The sequence below is a fragment of the Actinokineospora alba genome (assembly GCF_004362515.1).
GTDB lineage: Bacteria > Actinomycetota > Actinomycetes > Mycobacteriales > Pseudonocardiaceae > Actinokineospora > Actinokineospora alba.
In genome coordinates, this window is the sequence record NZ_SNXU01000001.1 from 3,118,586 (window position 1) to 3,139,987 (window position 21,402).

18 protein-coding genes and 1 tRNA gene are annotated in these 21,402 nt (G+C 68.7%); 12 read left to right on the forward strand and 7 right to left on the reverse strand.

From position 1 onward, the window contains the following. Window positions 1-7: 7 nt before the first annotated feature. The gene (locus C8E96_RS14480) at window positions 8-2,287 is read right to left on the reverse strand and encodes a hypothetical protein (RefSeq protein ID WP_228769823.1); all 2,280 of its coding nucleotides are present in this window, start codon (window positions 2,285-2,287) and stop codon (window positions 8-10) included. A 190-nt stretch (window positions 2,288-2,477) separates the two neighbouring features. Here C8E96_RS14480 and C8E96_RS14485 point away from each other — a divergent pair, with 190 nt between their 5' ends. The 5 genes from C8E96_RS14485 to C8E96_RS14505 all read left to right on the forward strand — a co-directional run bounded on the left by C8E96_RS14485 (window position 2,478) and on the right by C8E96_RS14505 (window position 9,016). After that, window positions 2,478-5,216, forward strand: coding sequence for a helix-turn-helix transcriptional regulator (locus C8E96_RS14485; protein ID WP_091373477.1), 2,739 nt, complete (start codon window positions 2,478-2,480; stop codon window positions 5,214-5,216). Window positions 5,217-5,298: 82 nt separating this feature from the next. After that, window positions 5,299-5,790, forward strand: a complete 492-nt coding sequence (locus C8E96_RS14490; RefSeq protein WP_091373479.1) for a hypothetical protein — start codon at window positions 5,299-5,301, stop codon at window positions 5,788-5,790. Then, a complete protein-coding gene (locus C8E96_RS14495) occupies window positions 5,787-6,308 on the forward strand; it encodes a YceI family protein (RefSeq protein ID WP_091373482.1) in 522 nt (173 codons plus the stop codon). The genes C8E96_RS14490 and C8E96_RS14495 overlap by 4 nt, the downstream gene beginning before the upstream one ends. Then, window positions 6,305-6,919 carry a hypothetical protein gene (locus C8E96_RS33710; RefSeq protein WP_091373484.1) on the forward strand — a complete coding sequence of 205 codons (615 nt, stop codon included), beginning with the start codon at window positions 6,305-6,307 and terminating at the stop codon, window positions 6,917-6,919. Before C8E96_RS14495 ends, C8E96_RS33710 begins: the two co-directional genes overlap by 4 nt. Window positions 6,920-6,994: 75 nt before the next feature. Next, window positions 6,995-9,016: a neutral/alkaline ceramidase gene (locus C8E96_RS14505; RefSeq protein ID WP_091373486.1), complete on the forward strand. Its 2,022-nt coding sequence runs from the start codon at window positions 6,995-6,997 to the stop codon at window positions 9,014-9,016. Between the two features lie 53 nt (window positions 9,017-9,069). On the opposite strand, the gene C8E96_RS14510 is transcribed toward C8E96_RS14505, so the two are convergent. From C8E96_RS14510 to hrpB, 4 genes are all read right to left on the reverse strand, one after another. Further along, window positions 9,070-9,270: a hypothetical protein gene (locus C8E96_RS14510; RefSeq protein WP_091373489.1), complete on the reverse strand. Its 201-nt coding sequence runs from the start codon at window positions 9,268-9,270 to the stop codon at window positions 9,070-9,072. Between the two features lie 236 nt (window positions 9,271-9,506). After that, window positions 9,507-9,965, reverse strand: coding sequence for a DUF2127 domain-containing protein (locus C8E96_RS14515; protein ID WP_228769824.1), 459 nt, complete (start codon window positions 9,963-9,965; stop codon window positions 9,507-9,509). 37 nt (window positions 9,966-10,002) lie between these two features. Next, window positions 10,003-10,464, reverse strand: coding sequence for a GNAT family N-acetyltransferase (locus C8E96_RS14520; RefSeq protein WP_091374223.1), 462 nt, complete (start codon window positions 10,462-10,464; stop codon window positions 10,003-10,005). A 32-nt stretch (window positions 10,465-10,496) separates the two neighbouring features. Next, entirely contained in the window at window positions 10,497-12,908 is a 2,412-nt protein-coding gene (gene hrpB / locus C8E96_RS14525; RefSeq protein WP_091373491.1) for an ATP-dependent helicase HrpB, read from the reverse strand. Window positions 12,909-12,985: 77 nt separating this feature from the next. Between hrpB and C8E96_RS14530 the strand changes: the two genes are divergently transcribed. Both C8E96_RS14530 and C8E96_RS14535 read left to right on the forward strand, forming a co-directional pair. Beyond that, window positions 12,986-13,447, forward strand: coding sequence for a MauE/DoxX family redox-associated membrane protein (locus C8E96_RS14530; RefSeq protein WP_228769864.1), 462 nt, complete (start codon window positions 12,986-12,988; stop codon window positions 13,445-13,447). Window positions 13,448-13,460: 13 nt separating this feature from the next. Continuing rightward, entirely contained in the window at window positions 13,461-14,261 is an 801-nt protein-coding gene (locus tag C8E96_RS14535) for a DsbA family protein (protein ID WP_091373498.1), read from the forward strand. A gap of 2 nt (window positions 14,262-14,263) precedes the next feature. Here the strand turns inward: C8E96_RS14535 and C8E96_RS14540 are convergent, their stop codons facing one another. Then, window positions 14,264-15,565 carry a phenylacetate--CoA ligase family protein gene (locus C8E96_RS14540; protein ID WP_228769825.1) on the reverse strand — a complete coding sequence of 434 codons (1,302 nt, stop codon included), beginning with the start codon at window positions 15,563-15,565 and terminating at the stop codon, window positions 14,264-14,266. A 146-nt stretch (window positions 15,566-15,711) separates the two neighbouring features. Between C8E96_RS14540 and C8E96_RS14545 the strand changes: the two genes are divergently transcribed. Continuing rightward, window positions 15,712-15,784, forward strand: a tRNA-Ala gene (locus C8E96_RS14545). Between the two features lie 357 nt (window positions 15,785-16,141). Continuing rightward, window positions 16,142-16,396, forward strand: coding sequence for a hypothetical protein (locus C8E96_RS14550; RefSeq protein ID WP_133794461.1), 255 nt, complete (start codon window positions 16,142-16,144; stop codon window positions 16,394-16,396). A 369-nt stretch (window positions 16,397-16,765) separates the two neighbouring features. Here C8E96_RS14550 and C8E96_RS14555 read toward each other — a convergent pair whose 3' ends face one another. Next, window positions 16,766-17,005, reverse strand: a complete 240-nt coding sequence (locus C8E96_RS14555; RefSeq protein ID WP_091373503.1) for a hypothetical protein — start codon at window positions 17,003-17,005, stop codon at window positions 16,766-16,768. Window positions 17,006-17,146: 141 nt separating this feature from the next. Here C8E96_RS14555 and C8E96_RS14560 point away from each other — a divergent pair, with 141 nt between their 5' ends. The 3 genes from C8E96_RS14560 to C8E96_RS33275 all read left to right on the forward strand — a co-directional run bounded on the left by C8E96_RS14560 (window position 17,147) and on the right by C8E96_RS33275 (window position 21,363). Next, window positions 17,147-19,255 carry an RHS repeat-associated core domain-containing protein gene (locus tag C8E96_RS14560; RefSeq protein WP_091373507.1) on the forward strand — a complete coding sequence of 703 codons (2,109 nt, stop codon included), beginning with the start codon at window positions 17,147-17,149 and terminating at the stop codon, window positions 19,253-19,255. 282 nt (window positions 19,256-19,537) lie between these two features. Next, window positions 19,538-20,158, forward strand: coding sequence for a hypothetical protein (locus C8E96_RS14565; protein ID WP_133794463.1), 621 nt, complete (start codon window positions 19,538-19,540; stop codon window positions 20,156-20,158). A gap of 710 nt (window positions 20,159-20,868) precedes the next feature. Next, the gene (locus C8E96_RS33275; protein WP_166657995.1) at window positions 20,869-21,363 is read left to right on the forward strand and encodes an SMI1/KNR4 family protein; all 495 of its coding nucleotides are present in this window, start codon (window positions 20,869-20,871) and stop codon (window positions 21,361-21,363) included. The last annotated feature ends 39 nt before the right edge of the window (window positions 21,364-21,402 follow it).

Consider the following 21,402-nt stretch of genomic DNA (forward strand, 5'->3'; position numbering starts at 1 on the left):
CTCATCCTCAGACCTGGCAGGGATTGCCGCCAGGGCTAGTCGGCTTGCCTTCGAAATTGGCCTTCGACTCCGAGATCACCACGTCGGTGAGCGCGGTGTCGAGGACGACGGCCTGCTGCGTGACGGTGGTGCCGCTGACCACCGTTCGGTTGAGACTCAGCGACCCGATCACCAGCGGGATCGTCAGCGGCGCGCTGCCCACCGTGACGGACACGCCGTTGATCTTCAGGCTGGCGATGTGCGACGAGCCGCTGAACTGCGGATGCAGCCCGCCCGGACCGGCCACACAGGTCACCGCCGCATCCGAGGTCACCACCCCCAACTCGATGTTCACCAGCAGGCTGCTGATCTTCGTGTAGTCGACTTGGGCGTGCGCCGACGCGTTGTCCCCCGCGAGCGGCGGGGCGAGGAGGTTGTCCGGCGTCTGGTTCGTCGTGCCGGTCAACGCGTTGGCCTTGACGTTGAGGATGCCCGCGTTGAGGTTGACGTTCGCCACGGTCTCGGCGTCGTCGACACACGGCACATCCGGGCCGTTGGCCTCGGCGACGATGATGCCCGCGAGGTTGAGCGCCCGCGCCCGGCAGGAGAACACACCGGTGCGCTGCGAGGTCTGGATCCGCAGGTCCGACAGCACCGGGCTGTCGCCACTCGCGTTGGCCTTCAGGGTCGCGCGGACCTCGATGTAGCGGCCGGTCAGCCCGAATGTCGTCGCGTTGGCCACCGGGACGAACGACTCGCCCGCCAGCCCCGCCTCGGTGTCGGACGCCCGCGCCTCGACGGTGATCGACGTGCCCGCGGGCACCGATCCCTGCGCCTCGGTGTTCCAGGTGACCTTGCCCCACGGCGTGCCCGCCGCGCCGCCGTCCTGCACGACCGACCAGGTGCCGACCGGCGCGGTGATCTCGCCGAGCACGGAGCCGGTCATGTCGCTGTAGTTGTACGGCCCGGCGCCCGCGCCGAGGTCGACGGTCAGGTCGACCGCGCCGATGGTGAAGCCGCCGCCACCCACACCGCCCAGGGTCGGGTCGATGCGCTGGGTGTTGTTGGTGTTGATGTTGGTGACCCAGACCTTGCCGTTGGTGTCGATGGCGACACCGGTCGGCCCGTTGCCGCCGGGCAGCGTCACGTTGCCGACGTAGGTGCCGTCGGTGCGCAGGTGGCCGACCGTGGTCGCGCCGAACAGCGCGTGCGCGACCCAGACGTTGCCGTCGTTGTCGACCGCGACACCCTGGGCGTTCTCGCTGCCATGTGGGAACGAGCCGAGGACGGTTCCGTCCGGAGCGAGCTTGACGACGCGGTTGCCGGAGACGTGGGTGTGCCAGATCTCGCCGGTGACCGGGTCCATCCCCAGTCCGTAGTCGCCGTGCGTGGTGTTCAGGCAGGCGCCGCTGTTCGTGCCGGGCTCGTACCGCAGCAGGTTGGCGCCGTAGCGCGCGGACCACAGCGTGCCCGCCTTGTCGATCAGGCCGCCGTAACCGCCGCAGCCGAAGTTGATCTGCGTGCCCGCGACGGGCTGCCCGTTGCCGCCGTCGACCTGCTCGTGGTCGTTGTCGGCGCCGCCGGTCCACAGGTTGTTGCCCGAGTCGACCGCGACGGTGCGCGTGTTCGTTCCGGTCACCCGCGTGTAGTTGATGACGCACTCGTCGGCCGCGGTGCTGACGCCGCCGTTGTTGTTCGCGCCGCCCGCGTTGGTCCACGGCCGGATGTCGGTGAGACCGCGGCTGGTCGCGATCTTGCCGTCGTTGTCGCGGTCCTGGCACGTGTTGTAGGAGAACGGCCCCACGAGGTAGTCCCCGGCCGGGTCGGCGTTGCCGCCCGCGTCGACCCGGGTGCCGCCGACGATCACGCCGACGCGGGTGACGGAACCCTTGCCGCCCTCGGCCTCGTTGCGGTTGGACAGCCAGGTGTTGCCGAGCTTGTCCACAGTGGTCCGGGAGGGGTTGCGCCCGCGGCCCTCCGGTGCGGAGAACCACTCGCCGACGATCGCGCCGGTGTTGACGTCGATGCGGACCATCGTGCCGCGCGCGGAGGCGGCGACGTTGACGTACGGGAAGAACGTGCTGCTCTTGTCGAGTTGCAGCTGGTCGTTGTTCGGGCTGTCGTGGTTGACGTCCTGCAGTACGCCCTGGTCGAAGTCGGCGTCGTAGGTGTAGAGGACGTTCTGCCCCGGCACGGGGGCGGCGACGGCGGGCAGCGCCGGGATCGCCGCGAGGGGAATGGCCAGCGCGGCGCCCGCCAGGGCGACCATCGCGCGATTGGGTCTTCGGTCGCGTCTCTTCGTACGCATGGTGACGAAATCCTTCCTGGTGTCCACGCCCGGGAGTGGTGGGCGGAACGGATGGTTGGTGCGGACCCATCGAAGGAGTCGCGGTCAGTAATCAATCTATTACGGTCCGTTCGATGGGTATGCGGCCGACGCAACCCTCCGGACGGTGACCGCCCTATCGCCCCGACGGCCGCCGGGCGACAATCCGTGCATGCCGCGAGTGATCGGTCGCGCGACCGAGCTGACCAGGGTGGACGCCGCGCTCGACGACGTCGCGGCGGGCCGGGGCGCGGTGCTGCTCATCGCAGGTCCGGCGGGGATCGGCAAGACCCGGCTGGTCGACTGCCTGGTCACCCGGGCGGCGGAGCGCGCCATCGCGGCGACGCGGGGCAACTGCGTGCCCGACGAGGGCGCACCCGCGCTCTGGCCCTGGTGGCAAGCGCTTGCGGACCGGCCGGAGCTGGCCGCCCGACTCGATCTCGACATCAACGGCGGTCCCGAGCTGTCGGTCGCGGCCAGGCTGCGCGCGTTCGACTCGCTGCTGCGCGAACTGTCCGGGCCGGCCCGGGTGATCGTGCTGGAGGACCTGCACTGGGCCGACGAGTCGACGCTGACCCTGCTGCGGCTGGCCGTGGGCAGGCCCGGGCTGCTGGTGGCCGCGACCTACCGCGACGACGAACAAGGTCCGGCCTTGCGGGCTGCTGTCGACCACCTGCGCCGCGACGCCTCGACCGTCCTGCTCACGCTCGGCCCGTGGGGCGACGCCGAGGTCGCCGAGTTCGTCGCCGGACAGGCCGATCCATCGTGGGCCGGGCTGCTGCGTCGGGTGTCGGGCGGAAACCCGCTGTTCGCCGGTGAGCTGCTGACCGCGCTCACCTCCGCGGGCCTCGACCGGTCGCCCGCGACGGCGCGGTGGCCGCTCGGCGTTCCGGAGCAGCTGCGCGGGATCGTCGCCGCCCGGCTCGACGCGCTGCCCCCGGCCGCCGCCCGGGTGGCGCGGGCGTGCGCGGTCGTCGGCGTGGACAGCTCCGCGGAGGAGATCGCCGTGCTGGTCGGCGAACCGCCCGACTCGGTGCGGGCCGCCGTCGACGACGCGCGTGGCCTGCTGCGGCAGGACGGCCGGATCGCGTTCGGCCACATCCTCGTCCGGGACGCGGTCTACGACTGTGTGTCCATATCGGACCGTCTGCGGTGGCACCGAAAGCTCGCCGACGCCGTCGAATCCGGTGTCGTGCCCGGCGAGTCGGTCACCCACCGGCTCAGGTCCATCACCGACGCCGAGAGCCGGTCGGCGGCCATCCGTGCGTGTCGGGATGCCGCGGGAAAAGCGTTGTCCCGCTTGGCATATGACCGCGCGGCGGAGCTGTACGACGCGGCGGCGACCGTGCTCGCGCCGGACGACCCCGCCCGCGTCGACCTGCTGCTCGACGCCGCCGAGATGTGGTATCAGGCGGGCCACATCGACGCCGCGGTCGGCCGCTGCGAGGAGGTGGCGGCGCTCGATCCGCCACCAGACCGGCTCGTGCGCGCGGCACTCACGGTGCGCGGCATCAACGGGGCGGTGTCGAGCAGGCTGGTCCTGCTCTGCGACCGCGCGCTCCCAGGAGCCGACGACGCGGGCCGCGCCCGTGTCCTCGCCCAACGCGCGCTCGCCCTCGCCGACGCGGTGCACCAGGACCAAGCCGAGGCGCCCAGCCGTGAGGCGCTCGAACTAGCCGAGCGCACGGGTGATCCGCTCGCCCTGGCCGACGCTTTGCGCGCGCGCCAACAAGTCCTGAGTGGACCATGGCACGTCGCCGAGCGGCTCGAGCTGGCCCGCCGGATGCTCGCGCTCGGGTCGGACGCGCCGCCGGACGGCGAGCTGTGGGCCCGGCTGTGGCGCATCGACGCCGCGCTGCAACTCGGTTCCATGGCCGCGCTCGACGACGAACTCGCGCTGCTCAAGCTCTACGCCGACCGGCTCGGCCTGCCCAACGCGCACTGGCACCACCGCCGGATGAGCGCGGTCCGCTCCTTGCTGCTGGGCGCGTTCGACCTCGCCGAAGCACAGGCCGACCAGGCGGTGGCGGTCGCCGGGGAGCTGCCCGGAGCTGCCGCGGCGGGCCTCGACATCGCGTTTCGGACCGAGCTGCGGCTGATGCAGGGGCGGGCCGAGGAGATGTTCGGTCCGGTCGCCGAACTGGTCGCCAGGGCGCCGATGATGGTGGTGTACGGCCAGGTGGGCAAGTTCCTCCAGGACGCAGGCGATTCCGATGGCGCGCTCGCGCTGTTCGAGCGGCTGCGCCCGCGGTTGCCGACGCTGCCGCGGGAGGGCCGGTGGCTGCCGACCGTCACCTCAGCGGCCGAGTTGGCCGCGGACTTCGGTGACCTCGACACCGCGGCCCGCTGCTACGACGAGCTCTTGCCGATGGCCCAGTACTTCCTGGCCGCCGGTTCGGGCACGGTCGTCTGCCTCGGGTCGATGTCGCGGCCGCTCGGCCGGGTCGCCGCCGCCCTCGGCCGCCGCGACGACGCGATCCGGCACTTCGAGAACGCGATCGCGATGGATGGCCGCATCGGCGCCCTGCCTTACCGGGCCAGGGGAGAAGTCGGGCTCGCCGAGGTGCTCGCGGGCGGCGGCCAGGCCGACCTCGCCCGTGCGGGCAAGCTCGCGCGGCAGGCCGCCGTGACCGCGCGCAGGCTGGGCATGCCGCCGACCGTCGCGCGGGCCGACGCCGTGCTCACCGAGGTCCGCCGCGCCCAGCATGACGCCGTGCCGCTGACCGCGCGGGAACGGGAAGTGCTCGCGCTGCTCGCCGTGGGGGCGCCGAACCGGACGATCGCCGACAAGCTGGTGCTCTCCGAGCGCACGGTCGAGACGCACGTTAGCAACGTGCTGGGCAAGCTCGGCGTGGCCAACCGGGCCCAGGCCGCGACCTGGGCCGTGGAGAACGGGTACGGAACCACGTAGTCGGTCTCCGTACTTCCCCGGATCCGCCGCCCCACCGACCGCGCGAAGGTCGTGGGGACAACGGAAACGGGAGGTGAGCGCGATGTACGCGCGAATCCACAAGTCCACGGGCACTCCGCCCGAAGGCGCCCGCGAAGCCCACACCTATCGGCGGCTCGCGAGTGACGACGAACTGACGGTGTCGCTGTTCGACACCCTGGACGCGGCGGCGGCCGACCCGACCGCCGAGTGGTACGAGGTCGAGTCGGATGACCCCGGTGCGGGCGCTCCCGGTGGGGTGGCCGCGTTCCTCTACTTCGACGGCCCGATCAGCGAGGACGTCCACCGGGCGGGCGAGCGGGCCCACCGCGAGCGGATCGCCCCGGCGATGCGCACGCAGCCCGGGGTGAGCCGGGCGCTGGTGCTGTGGCAGCCGCAGCGGCGGACCGCGCTGGTGGTGTCCACGGCCGACTCCGTCGAGTCGATCGAGGCAGGTCAGCGCACGATCGCGACCTTGGAGCTGCTGCCGGGCGAGGACCCGGCGCTGCTGCCGGGACCGAACCGGATCGAGCTGTTCCGGGCGGTGGCGTCATGACCGCCGGGGTGACGCCGGTCGCGATCGAGCTGCCGGAGTCGGCGCGGTACCGGCTGGTGCCGACCCGCTGCTCGGCTCGGTTCACGGTGACGAAGCTGGGGCTGTTCCGGGTCTCGGGCGAGTTCACGGTCAGCTCGGGCGCGGTCTCGGTGGCCGACGGCGTGGCGAGGGTGCACGCCGAGCTGGACGCGGCGAGCTTCCGGACCGCCATGTCCCAGCGGGACAAGGACATCAAGTCCGCGAAGTTCCTCGACGTCGCCGTGTTCCCGACGCTGTCCTACGACGGCGAGCTGGTCGGCGACCGGATCGAGGGAACGCTGCGGGTGCGGGACCGGTTGGTGCCGACGGACTTGGCGCTGACCGTCGTCCACTTCGGACCCGACCGGGTCGACGCCACCGCCACCGCCCGGATCGACCGGTTCGAAGCCGGTCTGACGAAGGCGAAGGGCATTGTCGGGCAGTTCGTCGATATCGCGCTGACGGTGACGTTGGTGCGTTCGGAAGGAGAGCGGACATGAGCATCGGCCGAGCGATGGGTGTGCTGGGTGTGGTCGGGGTGCTGGTCGCGGGCGGCGGCGTCGCGATGGCGGTGTCGACGGAGCCGGTCACCATCAACGCCTGTGTGAACAGCAAGAGCGGGTCCGTGCGGATCATCGACGCGGCGGGTGCCTGCAACACCGCGTATGAACGGCCGCTCGTCTGGAACCAACAGGGAGACCCTGGACCCGCCGGGCCTGCCGGGCCTGCCGGGCCTGCCGGACCTGCCGGACCTGCTGGGCCCGCTGGACCCGCTGGGCCTGCCGGACCTGCCGGACCTGCCGGACCTGTCGGTCCGGCTGGGGCGGACGGGTCGCCGCTCTGGACGGTCGTCAGCTACCGGTTCGACCTCGAGACGGACACCTTGCTCGTGGATGCGACCAGGGGCGGCCACGCCACCTGGGCCGAGATGGTCGCCGAGCGCACGGACGTCACCTTCGACCGGGACGTCACCGGCTGCGCCGTGCAGGTCACGCCGCGATCGGAACCGCGGATGGCCGTGGCACAGCCGGTCGGGAACAAGGTCCAGGTGCGGCTCTACGAGGGCGGCGTGGTGAAGCCCGCGGCGTTCTCGCTCTCCGTGACCTGCTGAGGGGTTCCGCGAGTGGCTCGCGTCACGTATGGTTCGGCGAAAGTGAAGTTGATTCACATACGCGGGAGCAGACGGATGCGGGCCACTCGCCGATCGATCATCGCCACCACGTTGGCCGCCCTCGCGGGCGCTCTACTGGTCGGCGGGCTGCCGACCGCGCAGGCCGCGCCGACGACGTACCTGGTCGGACGCGGTATCTCCGACGTGACCGGGCCCGCGGCCGAGAACGGCATGATGGGGTACTCGAAGTTCGACCAGAAGACGACGGGCATCCACCAGCGCCAGCGCTCCCGGGCGTTCGTCACCGTCGACCAGGCCACCGGCAAGCGCGTCGCCTACGTGAACGCCGACCTCGGCATGATCTTCCGCGCGGTCCAGGAAGGGGTGCTGGGCAAGCTGAAGTCCCGCTACGGCGACCTCTACACCCAGCAGAACGTGCTGCTCTCGGCCACGCACACGCACGCCGGTCCGGGTGGGTACTCGCACAACTTGGCGTACAACCTCGCCATCCTGGGCTTCCAGAAGCAGACCTTCGACGCGACCGTCGACGGCATTGTCGAGTCGGTGGTCAAGGCGCACGACGACCTCAAGCCCGGGACCATCAGCATCGGCCGGGGCGAGCTGACCAACGCGAGTGTGAACCGGTCGCGGGTGGCGTTCGAGCAGAACCCGGAGTCGGACAAAGCCCACTTCCCCGACGCGATCGACCCGTCGATGACGGTGCTGCGGTTCAAGCAGGGCGCGGCGGACGTCGGCGCGATCAGTTGGTTCGCCACCCACAACACGTCGATGACGAACCTGAACACGCTGATCAGCCCGGACAACAAGGGGTACGCGGCTTACCAGTGGGAGCACGACCAAAAGGGCGTGCGGTACCTGGACAACCGCCCAGGCTTCGTCGCCGCGTTCCCCAACACCAACGCCGGTGACATGTCGCCGAACCTGAACCTGCGGCCCGGCTCCGGGCCCACCGAGGACGAGTTCGAGAACACCCGGATCATCGGCGAACGCCAGAACACCAAGGCGAACGAGATCTTCGACGGCCCGCAGACCCCGGTCAGCGGCGGCATCGACTACCGGATGCGCTTCGTCGACCTGTCCGCGGTCACGGTCGACGGGCGCTACACGACCGACGGTCAGTCCCGCCGCACCTGCCCCGGCGTGGTCGGCGCGTCGACCCTCGCGGGCAGCATCGAGGACGGGCCGGCGCTGCCGTTGTTCAGCGAGGGCATGGTCAACCCGATCGCCGCCCTGCTGGAACCGCTGGACGTCGAGGTGCCGCAGTGGGTCAAGGACTGCCAGTACCCGAAGGCGACCGCCGTCCCCACGGGCCTGGTGGAGGCGACACCGAACGTGCTGCCGCTGCAGATCGTGAAGCTGGGGCAGCTCCACCTGATCGCCGTGCCCGCGGAGGTCACCATCGTCTCCGGCCTGCGGATGCGGCGCACGGTCGCGGCGGAACTGGGGGTGCCGCTGGAGAACGTGCTGATCCAGGGCTACGCCAACGACTTCAGCCAGTACGTCACGACGCCGGAGGAGTACGACAAGCAGCAGTACGAGGGCGGCTCCACCCTCTTCGGCCGTGACACCCTTCCCGCCTACCAGCAGGAGTTCGCCAAGCTGGCGCAGTCACTCCGCTCGGGCTCGGCACTGCCGCCGGGCGCGACCCCGACGAAGCCGCTCCTCGCCGAACTGAACCTGCAAACCGGTGTGGTGTTCGACGACAAGGGACTGTTCCAGAGCTTCGGGCAGGTGCTGACCGAGCCGGCGGCGGCCTACGAGCGCGGGCAGACCGTGACCACGAAGTTCGTGACCGGCCACCCGAAGAACAACCTCCGCCGCAACGGCACCTACCTGGAAGTCCAGCGCGAAACCGCGGGCCAGTGGAAACGCATCGCCGACGACGGCGACTGGTCGACCCGCTACCACTGGGCACGAGTCGGGTTGGCCAACTCGGAGGCGACGATCACTTGGACGATCCCGCCGGACGTGCCGCCGGGCCGCTACCGAATCGTCCACCACGGCGACTGGAAGAGCGGCTGGACCGGCGCGATCACCCCGTTCACGGGCACTTCGCGAACGTTCACGGTGAACTAGGACTTCAAAGGACCGGTTCGGGCCGAGTCGGCGCGACGACCCGAACCGGTCCGCTATGGGTGCACCTCGGGCATCCGCTCGATTTCGATCGGGCCGATTCGAAGGTGCAGGGCGTCAAGCAGCAGCATGGTCGTCACGCCTAGGGCCACCAGTACCGCCAAGACCAGCACGGCGCGGACCAGCGGCCACCATGCTCCGGTCAGGATGCGGTAGGCCAAGGCGGGCCAACTGCGTGGTTCCCGCGGCTCGATCATCCACGAGCCCCCGTGATCTTCATCGCGTGGAGTACGCGCGACGATGTGAAATCTTCTATTGTCATGTTCGCGGAAAACCTCACTTCCTGGTTGCCACCTGTCGTGCGGTTTCTGCGCCCGAGACGGCCTCCTGTTCCAGCAGGGGGCCGTCTCTATTTCAGCGGCGCGATGCACGTGCATCTGCACGTGCATCGGATAGTACTCGGGCGTTTACCCGCTGCCAACGACCCACTGGATCAGTGCTGCTGTGCCTTCCAGAACTCGCGCGCCACCACCACGACCACCGCGGTGTCCAACAGTGCGAACACAACCAGGCCCAGTGAACCCGTGCGCACGGCACGGATGGATTCATAGATGACCAAGGCGCTCATGAGCAGGCACGCCAGCGGGTATAGCCGGACCGCGCGGCGATGCAGCGCGTAGGCGAGGCCGAGTTTCACAACGCCGTGCAGCAGCAGGAATACGACGGCGAAGGTCCGGCCGCCCTCAGCGGCGCGGGTGAGGTCGTCGGCGATGGCGCCGGTGTGGTCGCCGAGGAGGTCGCGAGTGATCACCGCGTTGGCGATGCCGCTGATCACCGCGGGCGGGACAGCCGCCAGCAGCAGCGCCGCGAGCACCTGAATGGCGCCGTCGAGGCTCTTGACCATCACCGTCAGGCTGATCAGGGCGGACCTGGTACGCGTCTGGCTGCTCACCTGGTCAGCATGCCGTCGTCGGCGCGTTTGTGTCAGCTCAATCGACCCTTTGCTCAAGCACCTGCCCCGGCCAGTCGCCCACCGCGAACATGGCCGACGGGGTGAAACCGTTGCGCACGTAGTACTCGACCAGCCGACCCCCGCCGCCCGCCCAGCAGTCGACCCGCAGCAGGCCGATGCCAAGCGCACGGGTGTGCGCGCGGGCGAAGTCGAGCAGGTCGGACCCGATGCCGCGGCCCGCGAGCCTGCGGGAGGTGATCAGGAACCGGATGTAGACCTCCGGCTCGTCGACCGGCGGGATCTCCTCCGGGGGGTCGCCCAGGACCAGCGCACCCGCGGGCGCGCCGTCGACCTCGGCGATCCACAGCAGCCCGCTCTCGGCCATCGCCCGGACCCGTGCCACCCGTTTGGGCTGCGCCGACCACGGCTCACTGCCCCACTGGTCGCTTTGGCCGCGCTCGACCATCCACGCCACCGCCTCGTCGAGGAAGGCGAGCATGGTGTCGGCGTCGGCGGGACCGCCAGTTCGGATCACCGGGACTCCTTTCGCTGGATGCTGTGTCGCGTCGGGGGAGCGGTTGTCGGGTCCTCCGGCCAGCGGTGCTTCGGATACCGCCCCCGCAATTCCGCGCGCACCTGCGGGTAGCCGGTCGTCCAGAACCCGGCGAGGTCACCCGTCACCGCCGTCGGCCTGCCCGCGGGCGAGAGCAGCCGCAGGACGACGGGCACCCGGCCGTCGACCACGGTCGGGCTCTCGGTCCAGCCGAACACCTCCTGCACCTTCACCGGAAGCGCGGGCTGGTCGCCGCTGTAGTCGACCCGGACCTTGGACCCCGACGGCACCTCGATCCGTTCCGGCACCAGCTCCTCCAGTCGGGCCGCCGCGGGCCAGGGCAGCAGCGTCCGCAACGCGGCGGTCATGTCGACGCGGCCCAGGTCGGCGCGGTTTCGGGCGTTGCCGATCCAGGTCTCGGCGGCGGCCAGCAGGGCGTTGTCGTCCACTGCGGGCCACGGGTCGCCCAGGGTCCGGTGCAGCAGGTCGAGCCGGGCGCGCAAGGAGAGGGCCCGCTCGTCGAAGCGGACCAGGCCGAGCCCGTGTTTGCGCAGTCCTTCCCGGATGGCCGCGCGCACGTCCTGCGCGGGCGGCTTCGGCAAGGGCCGCTCGTGCAGCACGATCGCGCCCAGCCTGCGGATCCGCCGCGCCACCACGTCATCGACCCACACCACCTCGTCCACAGTGGACACCAACGCCGGGGCCGCGCTGACCGCGAGTTCCTCATCGGCCCGAGCGGCGAGCCGGACGCGGCCGTGCGCGCTGCCCGGCACCCGGTCGGCCACCGCGACGGCGAGCCACTCCGGGTCGCCGAGCCCACTGCCCGGCGGCAACTCCACGGCCGTGCCGCCCGCCATCAGGTAGACGGCCGAATCCTTGCCTCGCCTGCGTGCCAGGCGTTCGGGATGCGCCAAGGCGATGATCAGCGCCGGGTCCACCCGGCCGGTCGACTTGCCCTCCACCAGCCGGGCGAGCCGGGTCGCCTCCCGGCGCCAGCGCTGCGACTTGGGCGACCCGTCGCGCAGCGCGCGCAGGCTGCTGTCGATGTCGGTGCTCGCCGCGAGCGTGTCGTCATCGAGCACCGCCACCACTTCCGCGGCTTCCCGCCCACCGAACTTGGCCGCGCCGTCCAAGAGCGCCCGCGCGATCCTCGGGTGCAGACCGAGCCGCGCGATCGCCGTGCCACGGGCGGTCACAGTCTCCCCGTCCAGGGCACCCAACGCGCGCAACGTTTCCTGCGCCGCCGCCAGCGGACCCGCGGGCGGCGCGTCCCACCAGCGCAGACCGCTCCCGTCCGGCGTGCCCCAGCACGCCAGTTCCAAGGCCAGCCGGGTCAGGTCGGCGTTGCGGATCTCCGGCTCCGGGTAGCGCGGCAGTGTCGCGTGCTCATGTTCCGGCCAGCACCGGTACACCCGCCCGGGTGCCTCCCGGCCCGCGCGCCCGGCCCGCTGGTCGGCCACCGCCGCGGACACCCGCACGGTGATCAGGCCCGCCATTCCGCGCCGATGGTCGACCCGCGACACCCGGGACTGCCCGGCGTCGACCACCACGCGCACCCCGGGCACCGTGAGACTCGACTCCGCGACCGCCGTCGACAACACGACGCGGCGCCGCGGACCCGGCTTGAGGGCCGCGTCCTGCTCGGCGGTGGCCAGCCTGCCGTGCAGCGGGAGGACGTCGGCGTCGATGCCCGCGAGTGCGCCCGCGACCCGGCGGATCTCCGCCGCGCCGGGCAGGAACACCAGCACGTCACCATCCACTTCGGACAACGCCGTGCGCACCGCCCGCGCCACGCACGCCTCGACGCGCTCCCCGCGTAGCGGCGGCATATACCGGTAGTCCACGGGGAACGTGCGCGCGTCCACCCGGATGACGGGGGCGTCGCCGAGCAGGGCCGCCAGCTTCTCCTCGGCGACCGTCGCGCTTGTCGCCAGCAGCCGCAGGTCCGGCCGCAGCCCGTCGCGCGCGTCCAGCAGCAGCGCCAGGAGCAGGTCGGCGTCGAGGTGGCGCTCGTGGCACTCGTCGAGCAGCACTGTGTCCACACCGGACAGTTCGGGGTCGGACTGCAAGCGCCGCACCAGAAGCCCCGAGGTGACGACCTCGATGCGGGTGTCCTTCGACGTCTTCCGGTCGCCGCGCACCGCGTAGCCCACCGTGCGGCCCACCGGCTCGCCCAGCAGGGCCGCCATCCGCGCGGCGGCGGCCCGCGCGGCCAGCCTGCGCGGCTCGGCGACGACCACCGTGCCGCCCGACTCGGCCAGGGCGAGCGGCACCAGGGTCGTCTTCCCGGTCCCCGGTGGCGCGACAAGCACCGCCGTGCCGTGAAGATCAACCAATCGGGTGATCTCCGGCAGGGCGGCGCGCACGGGCAGGTCCGGCAGCGTGGCCATGCGCTCAGCTTCTCAGGTTGTACTCAGCGTGCGCAGGTAGCCTCCGCAGTGTGACCAAGGCGTCCGTTCTGGACGGTATCGGCACTTTGCTCCGACTCGGGCTGGCCGCGGTGTGGCTGGTCTCCGGCTGGATCAAGGTCAGTGATCCCAACCAGACATTCATCGCGGTTCAGGCATATGACCTGCTGCCCAGCGCAATGGTGAGTGTCGTCGCCGCGGCGATGCCGTTCCTCGAGCTCGCGCTCGGCGTGCTGCTGCTCGCCGGGCTCGGCACGCGGCTCTCGGCGGTGTTGTCGACGCTGGTGCTGCTGGCGTTCATCGGCGCCGTGGCGCAGTCGTGGGCGCGGGGGCTGAGCATCGACTGCGGCTGCTTCGGCGGCGGCGGTCCGGTGGCCGAGGGGCAGACGAAGTACCCGCAGGAGATCGCCCGGGACATCGGGTTCCTGGCGTTGGCGGTGTGGCTGGCGATCCGGCCCAGGACGTGGTTCTCCGTCGACGGCCGGTTCGGCGCGCGGAGCAGTGTCGAAGAGACGAGTTAGGAAGGTCGGACAGGTGGGTGGAGCGGAGCGCAGCGCTCGCAAGCGCAAGCAGCAGGGGAGCGCCCCGGCGGCGGGCGCCAAGGCGGTCGCGGCGGCGAGGAACAGCGGCGGGGACCGGAGCAAGGTCATCCTCGCGGTGGTGGCCGTGCTGGTGATCGCGGGCGCGGTCATCGGCGGGGTGATCTACACGAACAACCAGAAGAACGTCACCAAGGACAAGGCGATCGCCGTCCAGACGGTCCAGCTCGACGTCCCGGTGAAGCGCGACGGCGGGGTCGTGGAGGTCGGCAAGGACGGGGCCAAGGCCACCCTCGACATCTACGAGGACTTCCTCTGCCCGGCGTGCGCGTCGTTCGAGGAAGGCTTCGGGCCCAAGATCGAGGAAAAGGTCAAGGACGGCACCCTCAAGGTCCGCTTCCACATGCTCAACCTGCTGAACAACCGGTCCGACCCGGAGGGCTACTCCACCGACTCGGCCAACGCCGCGCTGCTCGCCGCCGACGAGGGCAAGTTCCTCTCGTTCCACAAGAGCCTGTTCAAAGACCAGCCCGCCGAGGGCGCCCGCGGGTGGACCAAGGACCAGCTGATCGAGCTGGGCAAGGCCGTGGGTGTCACCTCGCAGGCGTTCGTCGACGGCGTCCGCTCGGGCAAGTACGACGCGCTGGTCACCGAGGAGTACCAGAAGGCGCGCGCCGACGAGGCCCTGCAACAGGAGTTCAACGGTCAGAAGGGCTTCGGCACCCCGACCATGGCCTCCGGCGGCAAGGCGATCGACACCGAAGACCCGAACTGGCTGACGAAGCTGACCGGCTGAGCTCACCCCATCCCAGGCAGCGGCGCGTCGCCCTCGGTCCACCGGACCAGGCGGCGCGCCTTGCCCGTCTCGGTGCGCGGCACACTGCCCGGCTTGAGGACGCGGACGTCACACCCGATGCCCAGCCGCTCCCGCAGCGCCACGGCAAGATCGGCGCCCAGCGTCGACTCGGCCGACTCGGCCATGGGCTCCACCGCGACCCGCAGCTCGGGCCGGGCGGCTTGGCGCCGGTCTTCGATGATCAGGTAGTGCGGGCTGACCCGGTCGTCGGCCAGCAGGACGGCCTCGACCTCGGTGGGGAAGACGTTGACCCCGCGCACGATCAGCATGTCGTCGGTCCGGCCCAGCAGCTTTGACATCCGGCGCAGGGTCCTCGGGGAGTCCTTGACCGGCCCGGCCAGGGTGGCGACGTCGCCGGTGCGGTAGCGCAGCAACGGCATCCCGGTCTTGGTGAGCGTGGTGAACACCAACTCGCCCGGCGTCCCGTCCGGCACCGGGTTGCCGTCACCGTCGACGCACTCGACAAAGAAGTGGTCCTCGGCGACGTTCAACATCCCCTCGGAGTCCAGCGACTCGGCCGCCACCCCCGGCCCGATGATCTCCGAAAGCCCATAGATGTCGAGCGCGCGAATCCCCAGCAGCCGTTCGATCTGAACCCGCATCTCGTTCGTCCACGGCTCCGCGCCGTGCACGCCGACCTTGAGGCTCGTCGGTTCCACCCCGGCGGCCACCATCGCCTCCCCGAGGTGGATGGCGTACGAGGGGGTGCAGGTCAGGACGTCGGGGCGCAGGTCCTGGATCAGCCGGAGCTGCCGGTCGGTCATCCCACCGGAAACAGGCACGACCGTGGCGCCCAGTCGCATGGCACCGTGGTGCACCCCGATACCCCCGGTGAACAACCCGTACCCATAGGCGTTGTGCACCACGCTGCGCCTGGTGGCCCCCGCACCGCCGAGCGCGCGGGCCATCACCTCGGCCCAGATGTCCAGGTCGGCGGCGGTATAGGGAACCAGCGTGGGGCGGCCGCCGGTGCCGGAGGACCCGTGGACGCAGACGACCTCCTCGGCCTCCACCGCCCGCAACCCGTGCGGATAGTGCTCCCAGAGATCCCGCTTGCGCACCGTCGGCAACCTGGGCAAATCGTCGAGCCGGACCTCGGCCCCGCTGCGAACCCCGCAGTCCCGCAACCGCTGGGCCTGCACACCACCGGCGTCCAGGAGTCGATTGACCAGGGCCCCGAGCCGCCGCTGCTGCAGCTCCCGTCGACGGTCGAGGGTCATGCCTTCGGCATCTGCGTCCACCATAGGGACGACGCTGTCCAGTACGGTCACGATCACCGGTCTAACACCCCGGCGGCCCCGTGGGAAGACCCCCGATTTCAACCGGGGGAAACCTGTGGGGTAATCTGTTCACACACGCCAGGGAGCCCCCTCCCGAACGTGACTGACCTGGGGCTGTGGCGCAGCTGGTAGCGCATCACACTGGCAGTGTGAGGGTCAGGGGTTCGAGTCCCCTCAGCTCCACAAGTGAATCTCTTTCAATTTCGCCCGCCGACCTGTGTGAACAGGACCGGCGGGCGATCTTGTTTGTGCGTCCCAAGTGGACAGTGGTGCACCGAACTTGGTCGGTCATGGACCTGCAGCTACCCCGACCTGCCCCACCGGACGGCAAGCTGGCATACAGGCGCGACGGTTTCGGCAGGCCCAAAGCCCTCCTGCCGGCCAGGCCCAAGCTCGGCCTGCACACGCTCGCTTCATTCGAGTGTCGGGCGGTCGTGCATGACGGCGAGGTCCACATCAACTGCCCGGCCTGCGCTGCCGCTGAGCTGCTCACTGCTGGCGGCTGATTCCATCGAGCGCGGACAACATCATCGTTTGCAGGTGGTCGACGTGATCAATAGCCCGCTTACCAGCTCGGAAGGCGACGAGCTTCACGGCCGAAGGCTGGTGCTCACCAGCATCTGGGTCCGGCTGGACGACCTGTTCGCCCGCCCGCCCGATGCTCCTCGACACGTCATCCCTACCGGCCTGGATCTGGCCGGCCAGGTCCAAGGCCGGCTCCACGGACGCTTTCCCAGCATCGACGGCGACTGGCTCGGTTATGGACACGGTTTGAAACTGACCGTTGGTCACTGATTTAGCTGCTGGGCTCGCTCGGTGGTGGCACCCCAGGCTGTGAGGCACCGGGGGTGGGAACCGAATACGCCGGAAAGGGGCCGTGGCCCGGTGCAGGTCGTTCGGCGCGGCACGGGGGCGGTAGGTGCTGTTTGATCTCGTGGGTTTCGGACGCGGCTGAGTTGGGATCGGCGCCGGTTGAGGTCGTGGATGCGCGCGCTGGCTGGGCTCGCTGGCCGACGATGGACACCCACCGCGCCAGCCGAGGCGGGTCTGTGGGATCTTCCGTTCATTGAGACGGAGGGTTCCGCATGGCTGCCATGGACGACCTTCGCTGACAACGACGACCAGAACTGGACCTGCGGGCGGGAGACGTACGCCGGTCCAGTTCTACTTGTTGTCAGTAAAGGAGTCGGTGATCGAGCCCGTCGCGTCGGTGACGGCGCCGGACGCGTCGCTGATTGCACCGGTCGCCGAGTCGACCACGTCCTGGCCTGCTTCGGCGGCCCCGCCGACAGCCTGCTCGATGCCTTCGGCGGGCGATTCGAATCCGGTCATCTCAGTGACCTTGTCGGTGGCACCGCCCAGCAATTCAGTCGCCTTCTCCTTCAACATGTCGAACAAGCTCATGGCAGTCCCTCTGGTTCGGTGCTGCGGCGATCGCGGCTGCGGGCGCTACGGTAACCAACGGTAAAATGCCGCGACACGAAGACCTTCTACGGCGGTGACCGGGTCACCACCATCCCCCCGCAGGGCGGCGTCGCATCCACGGTGATCTCCGACGCCCGTGGTCGCACCACCGAACTGGTTCAGTACGCCACGGCGCCCACGGTGAACGGTGAGGTGGTATCCGGCGGCAACCCGCAATCGACCCGGTACAGCTACAACCCCAAGGGCCAACTGGTCGAGCTGACTGACGCCCTCGGCACCAAGTGGGGCTTCGAGTACGACTTCCTCGGCCGCCAGACCGCGCGCGTCGACCCAGACTCGGGCCGCTCCTCCACGACCTACAACATCGCCGGGCAAGTCACCTCGACCACCGACGCTCTCAACCAGACCTTGTCCTACGTGTACGACGACCTGGGCCGCAAGACCACGAGCTGGGACGGTGCCCCGGGCAGCGGGGAGAAGCTGGCGACCTGGGCTTACGACACCGCGGCCAACGGTGTCGGCAAGCTGCACTCGAGCACGCGCCACACCCCGGCCGGTGACTACACCGTCGAGACGAGCGGCTACAACAGCCGGGGTCTCCCGTTCGACCAGATCGTCAGGATTCCCACCGGTCAGGAGGGTTTGGCCGGCACCTATAAGACGCAACTCGGGTACACGAGCACGGGCCTGCCGACCTACGTCACGCTGGCGCATGCCGGCGGCCTACCGGCGGAAAACATCCAGTTCACCTACGACCGTTTCGGCCAACCGCAATCCACCCGTGGCGTGAACACCATCGTCGCCGCCTCTACCTACAGCTCCGCCGGTGAGCCGCTGCGCTACGCGCTGGGCGGTCTCGACCAGGTCGCTTTGACCTTCGACCGCGACACCCACACCCACCGGGTCAACCAGATCACCATGACGGCGGTCAAGGCGGTCCCACAGATCGACGACGTCCGCTACACCCACGACCCGGCCGGCAACCTCACCAAGGCCTACAACACCCAAGGCCACCCCAACTTCGGCGGCGTCAAACGCACCGAGTGCTTCGCCTACGACGGGTTGAACCGCCTCACCGTGGCATGGACCTCCGCCACCCAGGACACCTGTTCCGCCACACCGGGTGCGGGCACGGTCGGTGGTGGTGTCACCCCGTACTGGACGTCCTGGGAGTTCAACAAGGTCGGCTCCCGCACCAAGCAAACCCAGCACCAGATCCCCGGCGGCCTGACCGGCAACACCACCACCGAGTACAACTACCCCGCGCCCACTGCGGAACAACCCCACGGGGTCACCTCGACCACCACCACCGGCCCGTCGGGCAACACGTCGGCCAGCTACCACTACGACGACGCGGGCAACACCGACAAGCGTGTCCTGCCCGCCGGTACCCAGGACCTCACCTGGGACAAGACCGGTCGCCTCGTCAACGTCGACCTCGCAAACACCACCCCCACGAACGACTCCAGCTACATCTACGACGCCGACGGCAACCAGCTGATCCGCACCGAACCGGGCAAGACCACTCTGTACCTGCCCGGCCAGGAAATCACCCGCAACACCACCAACGGTGCGGTCACCGGCACCCGCTACTACACCCACAACGGCACCACGGTCGCCGTCCGCAACACCGGCGAAAACCCGACCTACCTCAAAGCCGACATGCACGGCACCAACCAGGTCGCCGTCGCCTCCAACAACTACGCCGTCACCCGACGCACCCAGGACCCCTACGGCAACCCACACGGCTCCGAGAGCGCCACCCCGTGGCCCGACACACACGGGTTCCTCGACAAACCCACCAACACCACCACCGGCCTCACCGACATCGGCGCCCGCAACTACGACCCCACCCTCGGCGCCTTCGTCTCTGTCGACCCCATCCTCGACATGGCCAACCCCCAATCCTGGACCGGATACGCCTACGCCAACAACAACCCCACCACCTTCAGCGACCCCACCGGCCTGTTCTGCGACGGATGCCAATACGCGGGAAGCGGAGAACACCACGGCGTCGGCTGCTCGCTCGACAGCGACGGCATTTGCGACTCGGTTGAAGACGAGCAGACGGAGCACGAACATGTAACCGGGAACGGTGACGGCACCAAACAGCCCATCATTTACGGGCACCGTCTCCCGACGCGGAAGGAAATGCAAAACGGCGGGTTGGCGCTTCCGCCGAGGCGAATGTGTGGGACCACCTGGAGACTGAAGGTCATACGGTGGTGAGGCAAGCCATCGCAGTGCGCGGTAATGGAGGGCAGGCTAGGTACTACGATGGGGCGATCGACCTCGGTGGTGGCAACTACCTTGGGATTGAGGTAAAATCCGGAGGCGCCTCTCGGAATGCTGCGCAACGAGAGTTTGATGAGTGGGTCGCGAAAGGAAATATTCCAGTCGGCGTGGGGCAATCAAGGGGCATTAATATCGTGGGCGTCTTCGACGCTATTACCCCATAGTGAGGTGAGGTGAGGTTCCTTGAGGACGCTATCTAAAAGCGACTATCTGAATATGGTGAAACCCGTCGTACAGGCTTGCCCTGCCGACAGCTTAAAGGCAAGGGATTTCTCGGGTAGTTCAATGTCATTTCGGCGAATTGTCGACGATATTGAACAGAAAGTCAACTTCGGCCTATTTGTTCATCCGAAGTACGCTCGCAATAGTGCTCATCTGATTCTCGGTGTGGAAGTTTTCGCTAAAGGCATAGTGGATACTTACAAAGAGATGCTCCCCTCGGATCCCAATCCGAAAGACTCGTGCCGCATCTTTATGCCGCTGGAATCACTCTCTCGTGAGCGAGTAAGCCCTTGGCTATTTCATGATATGGCGACCGTCAAGGCTATGGAATCTAAAATTGTCCGAACTATTGAAGGTTCCGTTATTCCGTTCCTGGACGAGGCGGCATCGACCGGCGGCCTGCTTGAGATATGCCGGGAGGGTATTAACAAGGCGGCATCAGTCCTGGGATATAGCGCCGGAAATCGTGCAGTAATTGGTGCAGCCTTGGCTGTATCTATGGGAGACGTGCCCGGTGGTTTAGATCTTATCCGGGTCTCGTATTCCAATAGTCCGAGTCTGCGCAGAGAGTACGATACGGCCTTTTTGTTTCTGGAGCGATTGAACTCTCGGTAAGTAGCCGTCGAATGGTGGTCTCTCTTCAATAGGCGCCGAGAAGGCACTGCGGATCGCAGCCTCAGTGAGGCATCTCCGCCACTCATGACACCTGTGTACCTGTAGCGCTGGTGATCAGCAGGAATCGCGAACGCGATCGTGCCTGGCTGCGTTCGATGTTGATCCGGCTCATGTGTCAGGGGTTCCACGTCGTTTCAACGCGCGCAGGCGGAGGACGCACGTGCTGCTAGACCAGTGGTACCGCTGGGTGAGGTTCAGTTCCCGGCGGATTGCCGCGTTGTCCACGTTCGGAGCGCGTGGGACAGGGCCAGCAGGTTGAGTGTTGAGCGTTGAGCGCTCAGTTCCTGGGGGTGAACAGGAGCATGTGGCCATCGCACGACCGCTACTGGGCAACCCGGCGCTCCCCACCTTAGCGAACTGACCGGCAACTTCGGTGGGAATCCATGCAGCGGTTTCTTGACTCCTGGACGAGGTTCGCCGTGATGGGCAACGGCTGTCTCGTGAGCGCGGCCATGAGGTGCACGTGCGAATCCTGGACTCTGAGGCGGCTCCGGGCGCTCGGCCTGCGGGTCCGACCGATTGCCGCGGAGATCGAGCGGCTCCGTTCGGCACTGGAAGGCAGGCACCAAGATCCCCGGCGGGATCGATCGAGATGCCTTCAACGCCTGGAAGTCCCAGTACTGGAAGGACCGAGCGGCAGGATTTGGTGGATGACGAACGCCGTCGAGGCGAGTGAGCGACTGATTGAGCTGGTTCGCGGGAACGATGACATCGCGAACCATGCCGACGGCTGTGAAGCAGGGATGATAGCCGCCGCCGAGAGTGCTCTGGGCGCGGCTTTCCCTCCCTCGTACCGGCGCCTGGTCGAAGAGTTCGGGACCTGGGATATCGCTGGCGAAGAATTCCTCGGCGTATATCAGACGCCCGCAATGGGCGTGGAATTGTTGGGTTCCGTAGCGGAAACTCTGGATGCTCGCAGCCAATATGGAATGCCATCCGATTTGATCGTTGTGATGTTCGATGGAATGGGTGGCCTGGTCGTGTTCGATTCCTCTCGCGTGGATCAGGAAGGCGAGTGCCCCGTCCTCGTTTGGAATCCCGGGGTTGTGGATCGCGAGAGCATGGAGAGGGTCGGGGATGACTTCGGATCTTTCGCATTCGCCCTCTGTCAGCGAGCTGTTACGCGTTGGCGGGCGTCTGGCTGAATCTGAAACCAGGTGAAGCGAAGAAGGCTCGCCAGAATT